Here is a 22,234-nt window from a genome sequence, read left to right on the forward strand (position 1 = left end):
CTGGGAATAGCCGGTGGAAGGCAACACACGTAGGCTAACCACAGAACCGTCACATTAATCGGGAGGTAGTTGTGAAGAAGTCAGACCGTATTGCCCGTGACCTTGAGCTGTCGGTCACCCACGCTGTGGAAAACGCCCGCGACTGGGCGACGCCGCGTGTGGAAGCGGCTGTTGACTGGGCGGTCCCCCGCCTCCAGCAGGGCATCGATACTGCATCCCCCAAGATCCAGGAAGGCCTGAAGACCGCGGCGCACAACCTCGCTGACGGCGTCGCCACGGTTACCCCTCGGATCCAGGACGGGCTGGCGCACCTCGCCCCCAAGATCAACGACGCCGTTGAGGGCGCCTCGCCCCGCCTGCACGAGGCCCTGGACAAGGCCACCCCTGTCATACTGAATGCCCGGGACCGCGTTGTTGTCGAATATCTGCCGCGGCTCTCCGACCAGATCGGCCAGGCCTCCACCGTTGTGCACCGCACGCTGGAGAACACACCGGCACACGTCGATGCCGTGGCACAGAAACTGGGGGATGTTGGCCTGATCCACGCTCTCCAAGAGCAGGCACACGCAACCGGCGCCCAGCTCAAGGCAGCCGCCACGGAGGCGGGCCGCGCCGCAAACCTGCAGCTGGCCGAACCGGCGAAACCCAAGAAGCGCGGCTGGCTGGTCTTCGGGGTCATCGCCGCCGCGGTGGCAGCCGGCGTAGCAGCTTGGAAGGCATCGAAGCCCGTCGAGGATCCCTGGAAGACGCCGTCTCCCGTGAAGCCCACCCCGGCTCCTGTTCCTGCCGCCACGGTCAGCGAAGCCAAGGCCGAAACTCCGGCAGCCGCCGTCGGCACCGCCGCTGCCTCTCCTGCCACTCCCGCCGCGTCGGCGGCCGCGGGAGATAAGGCAGGCGCTGCAAAGGAGGGGGCTTCCACGGAAAGCACCGACAAGGATGCTGCCGAGAAGGACTCCAGCGAGAAGGCCAAGCACGTGGCCGGGGATGCCCCCGCCTCCGCGGCAGCGACCGATGCCAAGACCGCTACGAAGAACATTGCAGCGAACATTGAGGATAAGGGCAAGGGCAACGTCCAGGCCTGACCGCCGCCGATTGCCTCAGGGGCCCCGTTCATTCATGAACGGGGCCCCTTTTGTGCGCCACGCAAGGCTTCCGCGCAGGAGTCCCCGGCCCGGAAACTGAGCCGCCATCGGTGCTAGATTTGAAGTGATGTCAGCCGATCAATCCTCTGGGGATGCCTTGAACGACGCAGCCGTGCTGCCCCGCGTGTCCATCGTCATTCCGGCCTATAACGAGGAAAGCGTCATCCGGCAGTGCCTGATAGCGGCCATCTACCAGTCAGTACCCGCGCACGAGATCATCGTGGTGGATAACCTGTCTAAGGACCGTACCGCGGCCATTGTGGACCAGATGCAACGGGAATACCCCGAAACTCCCCTGCTGCTGCTCAGCCAGGACCGGGAACAGGGCCTCATCCCAACCCGCAACTTCGGCCTGGACCAGGCTACCGGGGACGTCCTGGGCCGGATCGATGCCGATTCCGTCGTGGAGCCGGACTGGGTGGAGCAGGTGCAGAAGGCATTCCTGGACCCGTCAGTGCAGGCGGCCACCGGACCCGTCGTGTATTACGACATGCCCATGCGCCGCTTCGGTCTCAAGGCGGACGACAAGATGCGCCAACTCATGCTCAAGCTGGCCAAGCACCAGTACCACTTCCTCTTTGGTTCGAACATGGCGCTGCGGGCGTCCGCCTGGGACACCATCCGTGCCGAAACCTGCCGGGACGAGAAGGACGAAATGCATGAGGACATCGACCTGTCCCTGCACCTGGCTGAACATGGCCTTAAGATCCAGTACTGCCCGCAGATGGTCTCCGGAATGTCCGCGCGGCGTCTGGAGGATTCGCCGCGGGACTACCGGTACTACGTCACCCGCTTCGACCGGACCTACAAGGCCCACAACGTGAAGAAGATGGCCCTAAAGGCTCCCATGGTGGTGTTCTTCTCCGTCTACTTCCCGGCCAAAATCCTCCGGGCGATCCACACGGTCAACACCGCCCAGCCCGTCCGGCGCGGGGGCCAGTAGGCGGGCACGCCGCCCCCGGATCGGCCGCCAGCCGGAAGCCTGACCCAGGACCACCACCGCCAGTCCCACCAGAATCATGCCCAGGCCCGCATAGGTTCCTGCGGGCAGCGTCTCGCCAAGAAACACTGCAGCCAGCAGCGCCGCGCCGGGAATCTCGAGCAGGATGATCATGGACACCACCAGCGGGCTCATAGTGGCCAGGAGGTGGTTGAAGGCCGTGTGGCCCACCAGCTGGGCGCAGACCGTGATGGCAAGGATGCCCAGCCAACCTGCCGCCTCAAAGCCTACGAGCGGCTGCCCCGCCACGAGCGCCAGGACGGCCACCAGTGCGGCGCACATGCCGTAGCACAGCGTGGTGTAGGCCCCGGTGGTCATAGTTTGCCGGGCCTTGCCGCCGGCCAGGGTGTACAGGCCCGCCAACGCACCGCCGGCCACGGCCAGCAGGTCCCCCACGAGGGCCTGCGGCGACGCTCCCATGTCGAACCCCGTAATGGCTACCACACCGCCAAAGGCGATCCCCAGCCCCGCCAGCACGCGCCACCCGTGGCGTGCGCCGCGCAGGAGCTGGAACACCGCGATCCACGCCGACTGCAGGCAGACCAGCGCCGTGGCTGCGGCGACCGACGTCAGCTGCAGCGACGTGATGAAGCAGGCAAAGTGCAGGGCAAGCGCGACGGCGGCCGTCAGGGACCAGCGGAACTCACGTCGGGTGATCCGTCCGAATTGGGCAGGCTCCCGTATCAGGGTGGGCCCGGCCATGACCACGGCACCAATGGCATTACGCCAAAACGCAATGGCAAGGGCGGTAACGGAGGTTGCCCCGAGGGTGGCAGCGATGAGTGGGCCGGAGGAAGCCACACCCAGGACACCCAGGGCCGCGAGAAAGAAGATCACTGCAGAACCCTTTCAACGCAGCGAGGCATGTGCCTCCATCCATCTGACATAGTTCGCTGCTGGTTAGAAAATGCTGGTGAAGTATTGCCAGCCTGAACCGATCTTTACCCGCGGTTTCCAGCCGCCGGTCCCGTTACCGGGATACAGGTAGAGCACTCCATACTTGTCCCGGGCCATGACGTCGGCGTTTCCGTCGCCGTTGAAATCACCCCCGGCGCTGATGCTGGTGAAGTATTGCCAGCCTGAACCGATCTTTACCCGTGCTTTCCAGCCGCCGGTCCCGTTACCGGGATACAGGTAGAGCACTCCATACTTGTCCCGGGCCATGACGTCGGCGTTACCGTCGCCATCGAAATCGCCGGGACCGAGGATGGTGGTGAAGTTCTGCCAGCCTGAGCCGACCTTCACCCTAGGCTTGAAGCCGCCTGTCCCGTTACCGGGGTACAGGTACAGGGCGCCATACTTGTCCCGGGCCATAACATCGGGTTCGATATCGCCGTTGAAGTCGTCCGGGGCGATGATGGTGTATCCGGTCCAGCCGCTTCCAATGAACCCGTGGGATGGGCCGTCGGACATCCACAACTTTCCCCAGGCGTCTTGGGCGAGATAGTCAGGGAGTCCGTCGCTGTTGAGGTCGCCCGGCCTGACGAGCCCAACGTAGCCCTCGTGTCCGTCCTGCAACCGGTAGCGGGGTTTCCATCCGCCGGTTCCGTTGCCCGGGTAAACCCAAACAATGCCGGCCTTGTCACGTGCCAGGACATCCGACTTATCGTCCCGAGTGAAGTCCATGAAAGCCCGGGCGTCGAAGCGCGGCGCAATGGGTTTAGATAAGGCTGTCGTGCTGTAGTAATAGTGGGTGCGGTGGTATCGGGCACGCACCGTGATCCTGTGACCTCGGTCCTCCCGCGTCACTGTGTACGTCGGGTCGGTGCTCCAGACGGCGAGCTTCTGCTCATCCCGGTACCACTCGTACATGACCGTCTCAGCAACAGGTGTGGGGATGCCGGGGACGGCGGTGAGAACCTGTCCAGGTAGCGCCGTTCCTTTGATGGTCGGGGCGGTGACTCCCGCGAAGCTACCCCAGATGTACGGTCGCAGGTTGGATGTGACGCCCCGTGTCCGACCCGTGTAATGAGCAGCGACTGGTGTCACGCCAACGTTAATAGTCTTGCCGATGTATTCCGGAGCAGCGATGTACTCCGGCCCCGTCGCCCCGGGAATCGCTTGGCTCCACCAGCCGTCCGAGGCATACCACTGGTACGCATAGCTCAGGTCAGCCGGCGCGGTCCCGGTGACCGGCGGCGCGGAGGCCCGCAGCACGGTTCCGGTGGGGACGTTGTTGGATTCGGCAGTCCTGTTCCAGGTGATCGTTGGATCGGATGCCAAGGTCAGGTAACCGCGGAAACCGGTACCATGCGATGCCGTGTGACGCCATGTCAGATATTCCGGCGCCGACAGGGTAACCGTGCTGTGGAGTTCTGCGCCCAGGTCCGCTTCAGTGACGGTGTAGGTCTCTGCATCCGCTCCCGGGATCGGAACCCCGTTTCGCGACCACACGTAGGAACGCTCCGGCGCGGTGGCTAGGGCCGGTCGTGCACCCACAGATGGAATGCCGGCCGATATGGCTTGGCCCAACACGGGTTCCCCGGCGGACCCCCTGGCAGCGTCGAAGTAACCACGGACCGGAGGTGTCTCCTCAGACACGTACACGACCGGATCAGCGCCGAATTCCTTCATGGTCATACGAACCGAGATACGGCGCCCGAACATCGACTCTTCGAGCGTCGTGTAAGTACCAGCCCGGGAGTAGACCTGGCCGTCAGCCAGCCATTCATAGTTGATCCACTCCCAGGACTTGCTCCGGTCAATGTCCGCGACGAAGTGCAGGGTCCGGAACACCACGGCCTCGCCCTCAAACCTCATCGACGGCGCTGTCGCGGTCTCGTTTACCGAGGACGGATCTGGAGTGGTGGCGCCAGCGGGAACCACCGGCGAGAAAAGGATTACCGTCGTCAAAACCGCGCACAAAGCAGCAAGTACCTGACGCGAGCGTCCGGGCAGGATAGAAGAATTGTTCACCGTGCGTGTCCCCCTGGTCAGCGTGGACCAATCACCAGTCGCACGTTTCTACTGGAGAAGATATAGCACCCAGGAACCCACCACCAAGACTGGCCCCGCACACGGCCAGGAAGGTGAGACGGGAACAAAGAAGCCAGGCGGGTAGCCGCCTGGCTTCTTCGTTTTCAATATGGTGGAGGCACGGGGACTCGAACCCCGAACCCCCTGCTTGCAAAGCAGGTGCGCTACCAATTGCGCCATGCCCCCATAAGAAGCAACCCGTCCATCATACCCTAAGAACCTGGGAGCCTTTGACCGGCTCCGGTCCGGGTTCCGGGCTAGTCCACCGTGTCGGTCGACTTGCTCCAGAGTTCTTTCCGGGCTTCGGATTCCTGTGCTTTCTTGTAGACCAGGACGCCTGCGATTGCCGCTGCCAGTACAAGCAACTTCTTCACGTGCTCCCCGTTCCGGCCTGTCCGCAGAGCCTGCGAACCAACCTTCAACTTGAACCTGCACAGGTTCCGTGGGCGTACCAGGACTTGAACCTGGGACCTCTTCGTTATCAGCGAAGCGCTCTAACCGCCTGAGCTATACGCCCCGATGCCTCATCGGGCCGAGACATGACTTTACAGCACATCCCGGCCCGATCTCAAATCGGGCCCTCCTGCCCGGTTTTACGGGGCGAAAGGAGGATTACTAATCGTCAGTGAGGGTCACGCCGATGCCGCCCACCAGGGTGGCAGAGATGTTGTAAAGAACCGCCGACAGCATGGAGAGTGCCGTCAGCAGGACCACATTCACCACCGCAATGATGGTGGCGAAGGACGCCACCTGGCCCAGTGAGGCAACCTTCTTGAGTTCGAAGCCACCGCCTTCGGACCCGGACAGCGTACCCAGCAGGCTGTCCACCTGGTCGAAGATACCTGTGAGGTCCAGGACCGTCCACAGCACGATGGCAGCCACCACCGTAACGATGCCCAGTGCCACGGACAGCAGGAACGCCATCTTCAGCACGGACCAGGGATCCACCTTGCTGACCAGCAGTCGGGCCCGGCGGACCTTTGCCTTCGGCGCAGGCTTGACCAGGCCGGGAGTACCCTGCTGGGCAGGACGCTGGCCGGGCGATGAGGGGCGTGGACCGGAGACGGGCCGCTGACCAGGAACTGCAGGCCGCTGGCCGGGGGCGCCGGCGCCGGCGGGACGCTGCTGGGGGCGGACGGGAGCGTTCACCCGCGGCGCCGCAGAGGCCCGCCCGGGGCCGGGGGCGGTGCTGTTCGGCTTGGGAAATGAGTCGGAATTACTCACTCGTTACCTCCGTGTTGTCTTCGTTCGGCTCAGCGTCGCCCGAGGCGTCCTCTGACTCAACGGCCGGTGATTCTTCTGCCACTGCTGGCTCGGTGGAGTCCACAGGGGCTCCGCCGTCTTCAGCCAACGTTACGTCATCCTCCGCGGATTCCTCGCCCTCAAGGCCGCGTTCGCTGTTGCGGGCCACCTCGATGATGCGGTCGTTCTTATCCGGCTTGGCGAAGATGACGCCCATGGTGTCACGGCCCTTTGCCGGCACGCCGGCCACCGATGACCGGACTACCTTGCCGCCTTCCATGACCACCAGGACCTCATCCTCTTCCTGAACGATGAGGGCACCCACCAGGTCACCGCGTTCCTCGGCCAGCTTGGCCACCTTGATGCCCAGGCCACCGCGGCCCTGGAGCCGGTATTCCTCGACAGCGGTGCGCTTGGCATAGCCGCCCTCGGTCACCACGAACACATAGGAACCGTCAGTGACCACATTCGCAGCAAGAAGTTCGTCGTCCTCGCGGAACTTCATCCCGGTCACGCCGGAGGTGGCGCGACCCATGGGGCGGAGCGCTTCTTCTGAAGCGGTGAAGCGGATGGACTGGCCCTTGCGGGATACGAGCAGCAGGTCGTCTGTTTCGGAGACCAACTGCGCGGACACCAGTTCGTCGCCGTCGCGCAGGTTGATCGCGATCACGCCGGCGGAGCGGTTGGTGTCGTAGTCCTCCAGCCTGGTCTTCTTCACCAGGCCACGCTTGGTGGCCAGGACGAGGTAGGGAGACTGCTGGTAATCCCTCAGGTCAAGGACCTGAGCGATGCGCTCATCCGGCTGGAACGCCATCAGGTTGGCCACGTGCTGGCCCTTAGCGTCACGGCCCGCTTCCATCAGCTCATAGGCTTTCGCCCGGTAGACGCGGCCGAGGTTGGTGAAGAACAGCAGCCAATGGTGCGTAGTGGTCACGAAGAAATGTTCCACGACGTCGTCACCGCGCAGCTGGGCGCCCTTGATTCCCTTGCCACCGCGCTGCTGCGACCGGTAGTTATCGCTGCGGGTCCGCTTAACGTAGCCGCCGCGGGTGATGGTGACCACCATTTCCTCTTCGGGAATGAGGTCTTCCATGGACATGTCGCCGTCGAATCCCATGAGGATCTTCGTGCGGCGGTCATCACCGTGCTTGTCCACGATCTCACCGAGTTCGGTGCTGATGATTTCGCGCTGGCGCTGCTCGGAGCCGAGGATGGCGTTGTACTCGGCAATCAGCGCCTCGAGCTCTGCGTGGCGGTCCTGGATCTTCTGTCGTTCCAGGGCGGCCAGCCGGCGCAGCTGCATGTCCAGGATGGCCCGCGCCTGCAACTCGTCGATGTCCAGCAGCTCCATCAGTCCGTCGCGCGCCGCCTCGGTGGTACTGGAGGCGCGGATCAGGGCGATGACCTCGTCCAGCATGTCCAGGGCCTTGAGGAGCGCACGGAGGATGTGGGCTTCTTCCTCTGCCTTGCGGAGGCGGTAACGCGTCCTGCGGGCGATGACGTCCATCTGGTGCGTGACCCAGTGGCGGATGAAGGCATCCAGGCTTAGTGTCCGGGGCACGCCGTCCACGATGGCCAGCATGTTGGCGGAGAAGTTGCTCTGCAGTTCGGTGTGCTTATAGAGGTTGTTCAACACCACCTTGGCCACGGCATCGCGCTTGAGGACGATGACGAGTCGCTGGCCGGTGCGGCCCGATGTTTCGTCCCGGAGATCCGCGATGCCCTGGATCTTGCCGTCCTTCACCAGTTCGGCAATCTTGATGGCCAGGTTGTCCGGGTTGGCCTGGTACGGCAGTTCGGTGACCACCAGGCAGGTCCGCCCCTGGAGCTCCTCCACGTTGACCACGGCCCGCATGGTGACGGATCCCCGGCCTGTACGGTAGGCGTCCTCAATGCCCTTATGGCCCAGGATGGTGGCCCCGGTGGGGAAATCCGGTCCCTTGATCCGGAGCAGGAGCTCTTCCAGCAGCTCCTCACGGCTGGCACCGGGGTTGGCCAGGTACCACTGCACGCCGTCCGCCACTTCCCGCAGGTTGTGCGGCGGAATGTTGGTGGCCATGCCCACTGCGATGCCCGATGAGCCGTTGACCAGCAGGTTGGGGAACCGCGCCGGCAGGATAGTGGGTTCTTGGTTCTTCCCGTCGTAGTTGTCCTGGAAGTCGACCGTTTCCTCGTCGATGTCCCGGACCATTTCCATGGCCAGCGGGGCCATCTTGGTCTCGGTGTACCGCGGTGCAGCGGCGCCGTCGTTGCCCGGGGAGCCGAAGTTGCCCTGGCCAAGGGCCAGCGGGTAGCGCATGGTCCAGTCTTGGATGAGACGCACCAGGGCGTCGTAGATGGCTGTGTCGCCGTGGGGGTGGTACTGGCCCATGACCTCGCCCACAACGCGGGCGCACTTGTTGAAGGAACGGTCAGGGCGGTAGCCGCCATCGAACATGGCGTACAGCACGCGGCGATGCACCGGCTTGAGTCCGTCCCGGACATCCGGCAGGGCACGGCCCACGATCACGGCCATCGCATAGTCAAGATAGGACCGCTGCATTTCGGTCTGCAGGTCCACCTGTTCGACGCGGTCGATCAACACATCGCCTTCAAGAACGGTGTCCGGGTTCCCGGCCTCGGGGGCGGGCGTCTCGGGAGTTTCGTCACTCATGTATATATTTTCCGTTTCAGGTATATGTCAGTCCGGGAATTCGTAGCGGGAGGCCTAGATATCCAGGAACCTGACATCCTTGGCGTTCTGCTGGATGAAGTTACGGCGGGATTCAACGTCTTCGCCCATCAGCACGGAGAAGATCTGGTCCGCGGCCAGGGCATCGTCCATGGTGACCTGCAGCAACGTCCGGTTGTCCGGGTCCATGGTGGTATCCCACAGTTCCGTGTAATCCATCTCGCCGAGTCCCTTGTACCGCTGGATGCCGTTTTCCTTGGGAATGCGGCGTCCAGCGGCTTGGCCGGCGACGAGTTTGGCGTCGCGTTCCCGGTCGCTGTAGACGTAGTCGTGCGCCGCGTTGGACCACTTGATGCGGTACAGCGGAGGCTGGGCCAGGTACACATAGCCGTGCTCAATAAGGGGGCGCATGTAGCGGAACAGCAGGGTCATCAGCAGGGTAGTGATGTGCTGGCCGTCCACGTCGGCATCAGCCATGAGGACAATCTTGTGGTACCGCAGCTTGGAAAGGTCGAAGTCCTCACCGATGCCGGTGCCAAAGGCGGTGATCATCGACTGGACTTCGGCGTTGCCCAGCGCCTTGTCCAGGCGGGCGCGCTCCACGTTGAGGATCTTGCCGCGCAAGGGCAGGATGGCCTGGGTCTCCGGGTTGCGGCCGCGCTTGGCAGATCCGCCGGCGGAGTCACCCTCCACGATGTAGACCTCGCACTTCTCCGGGTTCTTGGAGGAGCAGTCCGAAAGCTTTCCGGGCATGCCGAAGGATTCCAGCGGGCTCTTGCGGCGGGCGTTGTCGCGGGCCTTGCGGGCCGCCATGCGGGCCTGCGCCGCCGAGATGGCTTTGCGGATTACGTCGCGGGCCGGGCCCGGGTTGCGTTCCAGCCAGTCACCTAGCCCATCCGTCACCACGCGCTGCACGAAGCCCTTGACCTCGGAGTTGCCCAGCTTGGTCTTGGTCTGGCCTTCGAACTGCGGCTCGGAGAGCTTCACCGAAATAACGGCAGTGAGGCCTTCACGGATGTCATCACCGGTGAGGTTGTCCTCTTTTTCCTTGATGATGCCCTTCTCGCGGGCGTACCGGTTGATCAACGAGGTCATCGCCGCGCGGAAGCCCTCTTCGTGGGTGCCGCCCTCATGGGTGTTGATGGTGTTGGCGTACGTGTGAACGCTTTCAGAGTAGGCGTTGGTCCACTGCATGGCCATTTCCAGCGCGATCCGGCGCTCGGTGTCTTCGGTTTCGAAGGCAATGACGTCCTCGTGGACGACCTCCACCTTCTTCCCCGAGTTCAGGTGCTTGACGTAGTCCAGCAGACCCTCGTCGTACTGGTAGACCACGGTGCGGTATTCGGCGGCCACTTCACCTTCGATGGCAACGCCATCCAGATCCAGGTCTGCGTCGGCTTCGTTGGCCTCGGTCTCGCGTTCGTCGGTGAGGGTGATCCGCAGGCCCTTGTTCAGGAAGGCCATCTGCTGGAAGCGGGCGCGGAGCGTCTCGAAATCGAACTCAGTGGTCTCAAAGATGGCTGGGTCCGGATAGAACGTCTGGGAGGTTCCGGTACGGTCCGTTTCCTCGCCCTTGACCAGGCTGCCCTGCGGCTTGCCGCCGTCCGCGAAGGACATCCGCCAGACGTGGCCCTGACGGCGAACTTCGGTATCCACCCTGCTGGAGAGTGCGTTGACGACAGAGATGCCAACACCGTGCAGGCCACCGGAGACGGCGTATCCGCCGCCGCCGAACTTGCCGCCGGCATGCAGGATGGTCATGACTACTTCCACCGTGGGCTTGTGCTCGGTGGGATGCATGTCCACGGGGATGCCGCGGCCGTCGTCGACAACCTTCACGCCGCCGTCCGCCTGGAGCACAATCTCGATATGGGTGCAGTATCCGGCCAACGCCTCATCCACCGAGTTGTCCACCACTTCGTACACCAGGTGGTGCAGGCCGCGCGGGCCGGTGGAGCCGATGTACATGCCCGGACGCTTCCGGACAGCCTCAAGGCCTTCAAGGACCGTGATGTCGCTGGCACCGTATTCCCGAGGTGTCACAGCATCCGGGCTTTCTGGGGTGCGGCCGTCCCCGGCTGCGGATTCGGCTGCCGGAATGTCTGTATTGTCGTTAGCCACAGGCGCTGTCGACTCCTCTGTTCTCGATGATGGCCGGCTGATTCCCCCTTGGTTTCCACCAGGGAAGCACCCGCCAACAGGCACAAACTTATGGCGCCGATGAGGTACTGACGGAGGGGACCCATGCTCCGCGAAGAGGAATTCGCGGAGAACGGACCCGGTCAATGTGTCACCCGCGCCCAGTTATCTCCGTCGATTCTACCGCGACACGCCCTATTTCCCCGCATTCCGAGGCCGTGGGCGAAGCCCAATATGGCCGTGACTGGCCATTGACCGCGCCTAGGGCGGTCCAACAGCATGGCCTCCGGGGGCCTATACACCCATGGGGCTCTAGCGGGCTCTACATGGCGTTAGAGGGATTTTCAAGACCTGTGGCACTGCTTTCGGCGGAACTATCCATAGGTGTCCCGCGGACCCCGACCATTGACGGTCCGTCCGCCTTTGCGCCAGCTGGGGGCCGCCGGTCCCAGGACGTGGATGCTGGTCACCACGCCGTCGCCCAGTTCGGTCCGGAACTTCTCGAGCAGGCTGGCGCTGAGCAACCTCAGCTGGGTGGCCCAGGCGGTGGAATCGCAGCGGACATGGAGGGTGGTGTCAGTGAAGCTCTCGGGCGTGCAGTGCGCAGAAATTTCCGGCCCTACAAGGGCAGGCCACTCTGCCATCACCGAACCGACCGCCACCGGCGAGGTCCAGCCGCGTTCCGCCACCAGGCGGCCCACCACTTTTCCTAGGCCCAGCGGATCCCGGCCGGTTGCGTGGAACTGTCCGAAACCCCGGGTGTCCCGGATTCCCTTCTTGGCCTTGGCTGAGCCGGGACGGACCGCTTTCCTTCGGATTTCGCCCCGGGCCGCGGCCGCCTCCCGCATCCGGTTCAGTGCGGCCTGGGCGGCATCGATCGCGTCGGGATCCCGGCCGGGCTGCAGCCCGCCTGGACCTTCACTGTCCCTGCTCATCGATTCCTCCCGGGATGACCTTCACCCGCCGCCCGGCGAGTTCTTCCGGAATATCAGCGTCGACGGCGGCGGTCACCAGGACCTGTTCCGCGCCTGCGACTATGGCGGCCAGTTTACGCCTGCGCTGGACGTCCAGTTCGGCGAACACATCATCGAGGATCAGGATCGGAGCGGACCCGCCGGTCCGTGCGTCATCCAGCATGACGTAGTACGAAGCAAGCCGCAGCGAAAGACACATGGACCAAGTTTCGCCATGTGAGGCGTAGCCCTTGGCCGGTGCCTGGCCCAGTATCAGTTCCAGATCGTCCCGGTGCGGGCCGACTAGCGAAATGCCGCGTTCGAGCTCCTTCTTGCGCGCTTCGGCGAAGGCCCGTACATACCGTTCGGTGAGATCTTCAACCGAAAGCGCGCGCAAGTCCTCCCTTCCCCCTGCCGCACCCGGCACCCCGGCCGCGCCGGCCCCGGCGAGGGCAGCGCCGTCGTCGTCCATCTGGTCCTGGAGGGTGGAGCGGTAAGTGGCGTCCGCAGGCTTGGTCGCATCCGTCAGCCCCGCATAGGCGTGGGCCAGGTGCGGGCGCAGGAGTTCCACCAATGCCAACCGGGCATGGAGGAGCTCGGCGCCGGCCCTGGCCATGTGCTGGTCCCAGACATCCAGCGTGGCCTCGTGCCCCGCAGTGAACTTTCCGGCACGCGCGGACTTCAGGAGGGCGTTGCGCTGTTTCAGCACCCGGTCATAGTCGCTGCGGGTCGCTGCGTGGTGCGGCACCAGACTGGCCAGAAGCTCGTCCAGAAACCGGCGGCGGTGCGAGGGATCTCCCTTCACCAGCGCCAGATCCTCCGGCGCGAAGAGGACTGTCTGGCAAATGCCCAGCAGATCGCGGGCCCGCACAGGATTGCTCCGGTTGATCCGTCCCCGGTTGGCACGTCCCGCATTGATCTCCAGTTCCAGCACAGTGACCTGGCCGCCGCGGACCAGGCGGGCCCTCACCAACGCGCGTTCCGTCCCGAACCGGAGCAGCGGAGCGTCCGTACTGACGCGGTGGGAACCCATCGTGGCCAAGTAACCGATGGCCTCCATCAGGTTGGTCTTGCCAATTCCGTTGGAACCCACCAGGACCGTGACGCCCGGCTCCAGGGCAAGGTCCACCTGGGCGTAGCTGCGGAAATCGGTCAGGGAGAGGTGTTCCAGGTACACGCGGAAATCGGCAATTCTGGGACCCGTACGGGTTCCCGGTGGATGTTACTTGGCGGGGCGGGTGGCATGCCCGCCGAACTGGTGGCGGAGCGCGGAAACCATCTTCATGGCAGGCGAGCTGTCCTCGCGGGATTCGAAACGGGCGAACAGGGCTGCCGTGATGGCCGGAGCGGGGATGGCATTGGCGATGGCTTCTTCAACTGTCCACCGTCCCTCGCCCGAGTCCTCCACGTAGTCGTCGATGTTCTGCAGGCCCGGATCCTCGTCAAGGGCCTTGACCGCGAGGTCCAAGAGCCAGGACCGGACGACGGTACCTTTCTGCCATGCGCGGAAGGTCCCCGGCAGGTCCGTGATGATGTCCTTCGAAGCCAGCAGCTGGTAGCCCTCGGCGTAGGCCTGCATCAGGCCGTATTCAATGCCGTTGTGCACCATTTTGGCGTAGTGGCCTGCGCCGATGCCGCCCACGTGGACGAAGCTGTCCGCCCGATCGCCTTCGGGGCGCAGGGCGTCGAAGACGGGAAGTGCGTACTCGATGTCCGCGGCATCCCCGCCGGCCATGAGGCCGTAGCCGTTCTGCAGGCCCCACACTCCGCCGGATACACCGCAATCCACAAAGCGGATGCCCTTCGCCGCCAGTGCTTCTCCGTGCTTCTGGTCCTCCGTGAAACGGGAGTTCCCTCCGTCGATCACGAGGTCGCCCTCGGCGAGTTTGTCGCCAAGCTCAGTGATGACTGCATCCGTAATGCCACCTGCAGGGACCATCACCCAGACCAGTCGAGGGGCAGGAACGGCGGCAATCAGGGCATCCACGGACGCCACGTCAGTGATGTCGGGGTTGCGGTCGAATCCCGTCACCTCGATGCCTGCCGTGCGCAGGCGTTCGCGCATGTTGAAACCCATTTTTCCGAGGCCGATCAATCCAATGTGCACGTGGATCCTCTTTCCTGCGCTGGGGAAGGGTGGCGGTGTGGATTAGTTGGGCAGGCGGACGGGCATGACGAGGTAGCGGTAGTCGTCCTGGTCCTCGCCGTCCGCATCCGTTTGTGCCGTGATCATCGCGGGTTTCGGGGCGGTGGTGAAAGAGAACCGGACGAATTTGGTTTCGATAACGCTCAGGCCCTCCACCAGGTAGTGGGGGTTGAATGCGACGGTTATGTCCTCACCGGAAAGCTGGGCTTCGAGTTCTTCGGAGGCCTGCGCGTCCTCGCCGGTGCCGGCGTCCAGGTTCAGCTGCCCTTCGGTGAAGGCGAGGCGGACCGGGGTGTTCCGTTCAGCCACGAGCGACACACGGCGTACTGCTTCGACGAGTTCCTGGGTCTGGACCGTGGCATGGATAGGTGTGCTGTCCGGGAACAGCGAACGGATCTTGGGGTAATCGCCGTCCACCAGCAGAGAGGTGGTGGTGCGGCCGCCACTTTCGAAACCGATCAACCGGCTGTCGTCATCCGAAAGCGCCAGGTTGATATCACCGCTGTTGCCAAGGGTCTTGGCTACTTCGTTGAGCGTCTTCGCTTTGACCAGTGCGCTGGTGGAAATACCCGGAGTTGCCGGCTTCCAGGGGACTTCGCGCATGGCAAGCCGGTACCGGTCCGTTGCGAGGAGCGTAATGAGGTCGTCTTCGATCTCCATCCGCACGCCGGTGAGGATGGGCAGTGTGTCGTCTTTGCTGGCGGCAATGATCACCTGGGAGACCGCCTGGGCGAAGGCATCTCCGGGGACGGTGCCGCTGATGGCCGGTAGGGCAGGAAGCGGGGGGTACTCAGCCTCGGGCATGGTGGCCAGATGGAAACTGCTTCGCCGGCACGTCAGGGTGACCTTGTTGCCGTCGGTTTCGACATCGACGGGGGCAGAGGGCAGGCTGCGGCAGATATCTGCGAGCAGTCGGCCGGAAACCAGGATGGTGCCTTCGTCCCGGATATCCGCAGCGATCTCCAGTCGTGCGGAGGTTTCGTAGTCAAAGCTTGAGAGGCTGACAGTGCCGGCTTCGGCTTTGAGCAGGAGGCCCGACAGGACGGGAACCGGCGGCCGCGGAGACAAGGACCGGGCTGTCCAGGTAACGGCTTCTGCCAGGACGTCCCGATCGACTCTGAACTTCACGGAAGGGTGCCGCCTTTCATTGCTGCTATCTGAACTGCCATGTGATACCGGGATCCCTAGGAAGGAAGTCCCTGCCAAGGATGCAGCGCCCGCCCCGGACTTGCATGGTCCGCGCTGTGCGGAACCGGGCTGGAACCCAAGGATGGGAGCGCTGCTGACAGCTTAGCCGGAAGATCCGCGATTAACCCATCCCCGGGATTGCATCAGGGCGGCCCGTTGGCCGGCCGGCCCGTATGGAGCGTGAGTCGGATCGATCTTGTTGTTTGAGGGATTTCAATTTTTTGGGATTAGTAGTGTTAATAACTGCTGTGGAAACTGTGGATAACCCTGTTCCAGCCCGCGATCCGGCGGTTAAGGCCTGTTCATGGGCTGTGGGCAGACCTGGTTTTAAACAGGGTGTGGATGGGGACAAGATTTTTCGTGATTTTGCTGATCCACAGACGCCTTAAGGGTTTTAAGCCCATTAACCGCGGTTGTCCCCTTAAGTATCCACAGGCTTATCCACATGCACCTGTTAATAAGGTATGGAGCAGGCGGATCAGGAGTCGCGCTGCTGCTGCTTGATCCGGTTTGTCAGCTCCGTAACCTGGTTGTAGATCACACGCCGTTCCGCCATCAGTTCGCGGATCTTCCGGTCGGCGTGGATGACTGTGGTGTGGTCACGGCCGCCGAGCTCCTGGCCGATCTTGGGCAGGGACATGTCCGTCAGTTCACGGCAGAGGTACATGGCGATCTGCCGTGCGGTCACCAGGGTTCGGGTACGGGACTTGCTGCAAAGTTCGTCCATGCTGAGCTTGAAGTACTCTGCAGTCTGCTGCAGGATCTGGGCGGACGTGATTTCCTGTGCGCCGTCGTCCGTGATCAGGTCCTTCAGCACCATCTCGGCCAGGGCAACATCGACCGGCTGGCGGTTCAGGCTGGCGAACGCCGTGACACGGATCAGGGCGCCTTCGAGTTCGCGGATGTTGCTGGAGATCTTGGAAGCGATGTACTCCAGCGCGTCGTCGGGTGCGGACAGCCCCTCACTCAGTGCCTTCTTGCGGAGAATGGCGATTCGGGTTTCGAGCTCCGGGGGCTGGATGTCCGTCAGCAGGCCCCACTCGAAGCGGGACTTCATCCGGTCCTCGAATCCGGCGAGCAGCTTGGGCGGCTGGTCCGAGGTGATGACCACCTGCTTGTTGTTGTTATGCAGCGAGTTGAACGTGTGGAAGAACTCCTCCAGCGTCCGATCCTTGCCGGCCAGGAACTGGATGTCATCGATCAGCAGGACATCCACGTTGCGGTAGGTGGTTTTAAAGCTGGCGCCTTCGTCATCGCGGATCGAGTTGATGAAGTCGTTGGTGAACTCTTCGGAGTTGACGTACCGGACGCGGATCCCGCTGTACAGGCGCCGGGCGTAGTGGCCGATGGCGTGCAGCAGGTGGGTTTTTCCCAGGCCTGAGTCGCCATATATGAACAGCGGGTTGTAGGCCTTGGCTGGAGCTTCGGCAACGGCAACGGCGGCGGCGTGCGCAAAGCGGTTGGATGAACCGATCACGAAGGTGTCGAACACGTACTTGGGGTTCAGCCGGCCAAATTCATGGGAGGTGCTGGGCAGCATGGGCTGCGGCTTCTGCTCGATTGGCTGGTCACCCTGGAAGGAAGGTTCGACGACGGGTTCGGGCTCCGCGTGCACGGGCACCAAATCAGTGTCGACGTCGATGGCGCAGCGGATATCTTCGGAGAATACGCTGTGGAGGGCGTCGTCCAGGGCGTCCTTGACCTGCGTTTGGAGCACTTCGCGGGTCAACTCGTTGGGAACGGCCACCAGCAGGGTAGAACCAATCAGGCCCTGGGCCTGGGCCAGGATAACGAAGCCACGCTGCCGCGGCGTGACGCGGTGGTCCTCTTCCAGCAGGCTGATGACCCGCCGCCATGAACTTCCGACAGTATTGGCGTGGTTGGCTTCATCTACTGTCATCAACGGGTTCCCTCAAACTTGCTTATGCCTGCATTGCCTGCAGCCCCATGCCGGGAACCGGAGCGCCGGTCCCCCGGTAATCCACAGGTTATACACAGCCCGTGGATAATCGGCTACTGAGCCACTCTAGGGGATGGAATGGCCAGAAGATAGCTGGGAAGTTGGTTGTGGATAATTACACTGTTGTGGTTCTGAAAACGGCCCTGTGAGCCACTTCATCCACAGGTCGCCGGGGCAGGTTAGGCACAGCTGTGGACAGCTCTTCGGCACCTGCCCGGTTTGACTGGGGCGCCTGATTTGCCCTAACGTTGTGAAGTCCTTTGTGTCCGCTTTTTGACCCCATCTGATTCTCCCAGCCGCACCGCGTCTGGGCAGCCGGGGGAAGCGTGCATATACAAAACTTAGCGTCGGCCAGTTCTTCCCCATACTGATCGGGTGGACGCACCTTTGATCCACTGGAGTAACTAACGTGAGCAAGCGGACTTTTCAGCCGAATAACCGCCGTCGAGCCAAGAAGCACGGCTTCCGCCTTCGTATGCGTACCCGTGCCGGCCGCGCCATCCTGGCAGCCCGTCGTGGCAAGGGCCGTACCGAGCTTTCGGCATAAATAACTGACTTGTCGGCAGACATTTCTTTGCGAGTTTAAGGTGCTGGCCACCCGTAACCGACTGAGGACTGCAGCCGATTTTTCAACAACTGTACGTTCCGGTGTCCGCAATGGACGCCGGAACGTAGTGTTATATGCGGCAGCCATCGCTGCCGACGAGCCCAGCCGGATCGGGTTCATCGTTTCCAAGAGTGTTGGGAACGCTGTCGTCAGGAATCTCGTTAAACGAAGACTGCGCGAAGCCGGTGCCGCCTCGCTGAGCGAGTACGGTACAGGCCTTGCCATCGTTGTCCGGGCGCTTCCTGCGTCCGCCTCCGCCAGCTGGGCCCAGCTATTGGCAGACTATAACGCCGCACTGGATTCGACAGTGGCCCGGCTGGCAGCCCGTGCCCGGGCAGCCGATCCGGGCCCCGCCGGGACTACACAGGAAGGGACACCGCGTGCCTGACGCAAGCGCCGCCGTCGTCCGTTCCCTCCACAGTGCCGCTGTGGCGTTGGGACGCTTCCTCTGGAACGTACCCCGGAGCATCCTCATTCTTTTCCTGAAGGCATACCGCAAAGTGGTATCGCCACTGTACGGCCAGGTGTGCCGTTTCTTTCCCTCCTGCTCGGCGTACGCGCTTGAAGCCGTCACCGTCCATGGTGCCGTGAAGGGAAGCTGGCTGGCCGTGCGCCGACTGGGCCGCTGCCACCCTTGGAATGCCGGCGGTGTGGACCACGTCCCCGCCGGTTCGCGTGAATGGCCTGCCGGCCGCACCCCCATAATTGTTGTGCTGAACAACCCGGATAAGTACCTGGCTGCTCGGACTGATGAAGAAGGCCGCAGTGCGGCCTGACGAATAGGGATAAGTATGGACTTCTTTGAAACAATCATGTTTCCGTTCAAGTGGCTTGTGTCCATCATCATGGTGGGCTTCCACGAGGGACTGACGGCCATTGGGCTGCCGGAAGCATCGGGCTGGACGTGGACGCTGTCCATCATCGGTCTGGTGCTGGTGATCCGTGCCGCCCTGATCCCTGTGTTCGTCAAGCAGATCAAGGCGCAGCGCGGCATGCAGCTGCTGCAGCCGGACCTGAAGAAGCTCCAGGACAAATACAAGGGCAAGACCGACCAGCTGTCCCGCCAGGCCATGGCGCAGGAACAGATGGCCATGTACAAGAAGCACGGCACCAACCCGTTCTCCGCTTGCTTGCCCATGCTGATCCAGATGCCGTTCTTCTTTGCGCTGTTCACGGTGCTCTCCGGCATTTCCACAGCCCGGGACAAGGGCGAGGGCATCGGTGCGATGAGCCACCAGCAAGTGGAGCAGTTCGACGAATCGACCATTTTCGGTGCGCCGCTCTCCGCGACCCTGCTGCACGGCACGCCTCCGGGCGGCAACGTTGTGGCGGTGTGGGTCCTCTCGATCATCATGATCCTGGCCATGACGGCTTCGCAGTTCATCACGCAGAAGCAGATCATGGCCAAGAACATGTCTGAAGAGGCCATGGCCAGTCCTTTCATGCGGCAGCAGAAAATGATGCTCTACATCCTGCCGATCGTCTTCGGTGTGGGCGGCATCAATTTCCCCATCGGTGTCCTCATCTACTGGACCACCACCAACCTTTGGACTATGGGCCAGCAGTTCTTCGTCATCCGCCGCATGCCGACGCCGGGATCCCCCGCAGCGAAGGCCCTCGCCGAGCGCCGTGCCGCCAAGGGGCTTCCACCCCTCTCCGTCCTTACCGGTAAGAAGGACACCGCGGCCGACGTCGTGGAAACCCCCATTGAGCCCAAGGGCCAGCGTGTCCAGCCCCAGCGCAAGAACAGGAAGAAGAAGTAATGTCAGCCGAGAGCACCGAACAGGCACTTTCCCAGGAGACCCTCGAGGACGCCGAGACCCTCGAGGACGCTGCAGCCAACGAAGACAATAAGGGTTCTGCGTCCAGCCGCCTCGAAGAAGAGGGCGACGTCGCGGCCGACTACCTGGAAGAACTCCTGGATATTGCCGATATTGACGGCGACATCGATATCGAAGTGCGCAGTGGACGCACCTACATCTCGATTGTGGCCGAAGAAGAATCTGCAGCGTTGGACGGTTTGGTTGGGGAAGACGGCGAGGTGCTGGAAGCCCTGCAGGAACTAACTCGCCTGGCCGTACTCTCCGCAACGGATAACCGTTCGCGCCTGGTCCTGGACATCAACGGCTACCGCCAGGAGCGCACCGGCCACCTTCAGAAGATCGCCGAAGAAGCGGTTGAAACCGTCAAGAAGACCGGGGAAACCGTTGCCCTGGAGCCCATGAGCGCCTATGAGCGGAAGATCGTTCATGACGCCGTGGCGGACCTCGGCCTGGTCAGTGAGTCCGAGGGCGAGGGCGCTGGACGGCACATCGTTGTATCCGCAGACTAGGGAATTGTGGATCCGCTAATCATGGTTGACATCACGCCGGCTGAGTCGCTGGCCGCTGAAAAGGTTTTCGGGGACCGGTTGGACCTCGCCAAGCGCTATGTTGAACATCTCGCCACGTCCGGGACTGAGCGAGGGCTGATCGGCCCCCGGGAAATCCCCCGACTGTGGAGCCGCCACGTCCTGAACTGCGCGGTGATCGAAAGTGAGATCGCCCAGGGTAGCCACGTGGCCGACGTCGGAAGCGGCGCCGGCTTACCGGGCCTCTGTTTGGCGATTGCCCGTCCGGACTTGGAACTGACCCTGATTGAACCACTGGAACGCCGGGTGATCTGGCTGCAGGAAGTGGTTGACGACCTTGGCCTGGATAACGTGACGGTGATGCGCACCCGGGCCGAACTGGCCGTGGGACATGTAGACGCGGACGTTGTAACGGCACGCGCGGTTTCAGCCCTGAGTAACCTGGCCGGACTGACCATTCCCTTGCTTGGCGGGCACGGCGAAGTAGTTGCTATTAAGGGCCGGAGCGCCGCGGAGGAAATCGAGAAAGCGTCCAAGGTCATCCGAAAACTGGGTGGCGTTGAAACCTCCGTGGTGATCGTTGGCTCGGAACTCCTCGAGGAGCCCACCACTGTGGTCCGCATCGTCGTAAACAAGTCCCAAAAGAAGGCCTAGGCAGGGGCCGGTTGGCCATTGGCCACCGGGCCGAACCGTTAGGCTAGAGAACGGCATCATAATTGGCCGAACGAGAGTGAGTGTGCCCCAGTGACCAGTAGCGAAGCCTCCGCACAACGGATCCCGCCGTTTGTGTCCTTGGGGTCTGCACGTTCAGCTGCTGGTCCTTTCGGTATGTCTATTCGTGCCGGTATTCATCCGAACCCGGTTGAAGATGTAGCTTCTGCCTCTCTCGTTTCACGTGAAACAACCGCATCCGGTCGCTCCAACGTTATGGATTCCATGGATGACTCAAGCCCCATTGCCCGTGACCTTGCGCATGAAACGCGCCGCCGGGAGCGTCTGATGGGACGCAGGCTCCCGCGCCCTGAGAAGACCCGCGTCTTCACCGTCTCCAACCAGAAGGGCGGTGTAGGCAAGACCACCACCACGGTTAACATCGCTGCGGCCCTGGCTGCCGCCGGGCTGAATGTATTGGTCATTGATATCGACCCCCAAGGAAACGCCTCCACTGCGTTGGGCATCGAGCACCACGCCGATGTGGACAGCATTTATGACGTGCTGATCAATGACGTTCCTTTGGCTGATGTCGTCGCCCAGTGTCCAGATATCGCCAACCTGGTCTGCGCGCCCGCCACCATCCACTTGGCTGGGGCGGAGATTGAACTTGTGTCCTTGGTTGCCCGGGAACAGCGTCTGCGCCGGGCCATTGACGTCTACGCCAAAGAGCGGGAGAAAAACGGCGAAGAGCGGCTGGACTACATCTTCATCGACTGCCCGCCGAGCCTTGGCCTCCTGACAGTTAACGCCTTCTGTGCCGCGGGTGAAGTCCTCATTCCTATCCAGTGCGAGTACTACGCCCTGGAAGGTCTGAGCCAGCTCCTGAAGAACATTGAGATGATCCAGAAGCACCTTAACGCCGAACTGGAGGTCTCAACCATTTTGCTCACCATGTACGACGGACGGACAAATCTGGCTGCCCAGGTTGCTGCCGAAGTGCGCCAGCACTTCCCGGAGAAGGTCCTTTCCGCAGTGGTGCCGCGTTCGGTCCGTATTTCTGAGGCACCCAGCTACCAGCAGACCGTCATGACCTATGACCCGTCCTCCAGCGGCGCGCTGTCCTATCTGGAAGCCGCTGCCGAAATAGCGGAGCGCTAGAATCTTGGAAACTGCAACGACCGGAGCTTGGCATGTCCTAGCTCCGTC

Annotated in this window: 20 protein-coding genes and 2 tRNA genes; 9 read left to right on the forward strand and 13 right to left on the reverse strand. The window is 62.8% G+C overall.

Annotation, left to right across the window (positions count from 1 at the left end; genetic code table 11):
- Nucleotides 1–71: 71 nt before the first annotated feature.
- Nucleotides 72–1,082 (forward strand): hypothetical protein, encoded by a 1,011-nt coding sequence (locus ACIQC0_RS10825; RefSeq protein WP_400534861.1) that lies wholly within the window; start codon nucleotides 72–74, stop codon nucleotides 1,080–1,082.
- A gap of 127 nt (nucleotides 1,083–1,209) precedes the next feature.
- Complete coding sequence (locus tag ACIQC0_RS10830; protein WP_400534863.1) at nucleotides 1,210–2,085, forward strand: glycosyltransferase; 876 nt, start codon at nucleotides 1,210–1,212, stop codon at nucleotides 2,083–2,085.
- On the opposite strand, the gene ACIQC0_RS10835 is transcribed toward ACIQC0_RS10830, so the two are convergent.
- The 13 genes from ACIQC0_RS10835 to dnaA all read right to left on the reverse strand — a co-directional run bounded on the left by ACIQC0_RS10835 (nucleotide 1,978) and on the right by dnaA (nucleotide 17,357).
- The gene (locus tag ACIQC0_RS10835; RefSeq protein ID WP_400534865.1) at nucleotides 1,978–2,979 is read right to left on the reverse strand and encodes a DMT family transporter; all 1,002 of its coding nucleotides are present in this window, start codon (nucleotides 2,977–2,979) and stop codon (nucleotides 1,978–1,980) included. The genes ACIQC0_RS10830 and ACIQC0_RS10835 overlap by 108 nt on opposite strands.
- A gap of 63 nt (nucleotides 2,980–3,042) precedes the next feature.
- Nucleotides 3,043–4,995, reverse strand: coding sequence for an FG-GAP-like repeat-containing protein (locus ACIQC0_RS10840; protein ID WP_400534867.1), 1,953 nt, complete (start codon nucleotides 4,993–4,995; stop codon nucleotides 3,043–3,045).
- A gap of 233 nt (nucleotides 4,996–5,228) precedes the next feature.
- Nucleotides 5,229–5,304: transfer RNA gene (locus ACIQC0_RS10845), tRNA-Ala, on the reverse strand.
- 71 nt (nucleotides 5,305–5,375) lie between these two features.
- Nucleotides 5,376–5,492 carry a DLW-39 family protein gene (locus tag ACIQC0_RS10850; RefSeq protein ID WP_377216380.1) on the reverse strand — a complete coding sequence of 39 codons (117 nt, stop codon included), beginning with the start codon at nucleotides 5,490–5,492 and terminating at the stop codon, nucleotides 5,376–5,378.
- Between the two features lie 69 nt (nucleotides 5,493–5,561).
- Nucleotides 5,562–5,635, reverse strand: a tRNA-Ile gene (locus ACIQC0_RS10855).
- 98 nt (nucleotides 5,636–5,733) lie between these two features.
- Nucleotides 5,734–6,342, reverse strand: coding sequence for a DUF3566 domain-containing protein (locus ACIQC0_RS10860; RefSeq protein WP_400534869.1), 609 nt, complete (start codon nucleotides 6,340–6,342; stop codon nucleotides 5,734–5,736).
- Nucleotides 6,335–9,013 (reverse strand): DNA gyrase subunit A, encoded by a 2,679-nt coding sequence (gene gyrA / locus ACIQC0_RS10865; protein ID WP_377216378.1) that lies wholly within the window; start codon nucleotides 9,011–9,013, stop codon nucleotides 6,335–6,337. The genes ACIQC0_RS10860 and gyrA overlap by 8 nt, the downstream gene beginning before the upstream one ends.
- 54 nt (nucleotides 9,014–9,067) lie before the next feature.
- Complete coding sequence (gyrB, locus tag ACIQC0_RS10870) at nucleotides 9,068–11,152, reverse strand: DNA topoisomerase (ATP-hydrolyzing) subunit B (RefSeq protein WP_400534872.1); 2,085 nt, start codon at nucleotides 11,150–11,152, stop codon at nucleotides 9,068–9,070.
- Between the two features lie 392 nt (nucleotides 11,153–11,544).
- Nucleotides 11,545–12,105, reverse strand: coding sequence for a DUF721 domain-containing protein (locus ACIQC0_RS10875; protein ID WP_377216376.1), 561 nt, complete (start codon nucleotides 12,103–12,105; stop codon nucleotides 11,545–11,547).
- The gene (gene recF, locus ACIQC0_RS10880) at nucleotides 12,089–13,300 is read right to left on the reverse strand and encodes a DNA replication/repair protein RecF (protein WP_377216375.1); all 1,212 of its coding nucleotides are present in this window, start codon (nucleotides 13,298–13,300) and stop codon (nucleotides 12,089–12,091) included. Before recF ends, ACIQC0_RS10875 begins: the two co-directional genes overlap by 17 nt.
- A gap of 45 nt (nucleotides 13,301–13,345) precedes the next feature.
- Nucleotides 13,346–14,230 (reverse strand): phosphogluconate dehydrogenase (NAD(+)-dependent, decarboxylating), encoded by an 885-nt coding sequence (gene gnd, locus ACIQC0_RS10885; protein ID WP_377216374.1) that lies wholly within the window; start codon nucleotides 14,228–14,230, stop codon nucleotides 13,346–13,348.
- Nucleotides 14,231–14,272: 42 nt separating this feature from the next.
- Nucleotides 14,273–15,397 carry a DNA polymerase III subunit beta gene (gene dnaN / locus ACIQC0_RS10890; RefSeq protein WP_377216373.1) on the reverse strand — a complete coding sequence of 375 codons (1,125 nt, stop codon included), beginning with the start codon at nucleotides 15,395–15,397 and terminating at the stop codon, nucleotides 14,273–14,275.
- 538 nt (nucleotides 15,398–15,935) lie between these two features.
- Nucleotides 15,936–17,357 carry a chromosomal replication initiator protein DnaA gene (dnaA, locus tag ACIQC0_RS10895; RefSeq protein WP_377216372.1) on the reverse strand — a complete coding sequence of 474 codons (1,422 nt, stop codon included), beginning with the start codon at nucleotides 17,355–17,357 and terminating at the stop codon, nucleotides 15,936–15,938.
- Nucleotides 17,358–17,826: 469 nt separating this feature from the next.
- Here dnaA and rpmH point away from each other — a divergent pair, with 469 nt between their 5' ends.
- From rpmH to ACIQC0_RS10930, 7 genes are all read left to right on the forward strand, one after another.
- The gene (rpmH, locus tag ACIQC0_RS10900; RefSeq protein ID WP_003800212.1) at nucleotides 17,827–17,964 is read left to right on the forward strand and encodes a 50S ribosomal protein L34; all 138 of its coding nucleotides are present in this window, start codon (nucleotides 17,827–17,829) and stop codon (nucleotides 17,962–17,964) included.
- 40 nt (nucleotides 17,965–18,004) lie between these two features.
- Nucleotides 18,005–18,412, forward strand: a complete 408-nt coding sequence (gene rnpA, locus ACIQC0_RS10905; RefSeq protein ID WP_377216371.1) for a ribonuclease P protein component — start codon at nucleotides 18,005–18,007, stop codon at nucleotides 18,410–18,412.
- Nucleotides 18,405–18,800, forward strand: a complete 396-nt coding sequence (gene yidD, locus ACIQC0_RS10910; protein WP_400534876.1) for a membrane protein insertion efficiency factor YidD — start codon at nucleotides 18,405–18,407, stop codon at nucleotides 18,798–18,800. The genes rnpA and yidD overlap by 8 nt, the downstream gene beginning before the upstream one ends.
- A gap of 15 nt (nucleotides 18,801–18,815) precedes the next feature.
- Nucleotides 18,816–19,787: a membrane protein insertase YidC gene (yidC, locus tag ACIQC0_RS10915; RefSeq protein ID WP_377216369.1), complete on the forward strand. Its 972-nt coding sequence runs from the start codon at nucleotides 18,816–18,818 to the stop codon at nucleotides 19,785–19,787.
- On the forward strand, nucleotides 19,787–20,356 hold the full coding sequence (locus ACIQC0_RS10920; RefSeq protein ID WP_377216368.1) for a protein jag: 570 nt from the start codon (nucleotides 19,787–19,789) through the stop codon (nucleotides 20,354–20,356). The genes yidC and ACIQC0_RS10920 overlap by 1 nt, the downstream gene beginning before the upstream one ends.
- Nucleotides 20,357–20,377: 21 nt before the next feature.
- Nucleotides 20,378–21,028 carry a 16S rRNA (guanine(527)-N(7))-methyltransferase RsmG gene (gene rsmG, locus ACIQC0_RS10925; RefSeq protein ID WP_377216367.1) on the forward strand — a complete coding sequence of 217 codons (651 nt, stop codon included), beginning with the start codon at nucleotides 20,378–20,380 and terminating at the stop codon, nucleotides 21,026–21,028.
- A 90-nt stretch (nucleotides 21,029–21,118) separates the two neighbouring features.
- Nucleotides 21,119–22,186 (forward strand): ParA family protein, encoded by a 1,068-nt coding sequence (locus tag ACIQC0_RS10930; protein ID WP_400534879.1) that lies wholly within the window; start codon nucleotides 21,119–21,121, stop codon nucleotides 22,184–22,186.
- Nucleotides 22,187–22,234 lie beyond the last annotated feature (48 nt).

Origin of the sequence: Pseudarthrobacter sp. NPDC092419, from assembly GCF_044755045.1 — a bacterium.
Lineage (GTDB): Bacteria > Actinomycetota > Actinomycetes > Actinomycetales > Micrococcaceae > Arthrobacter.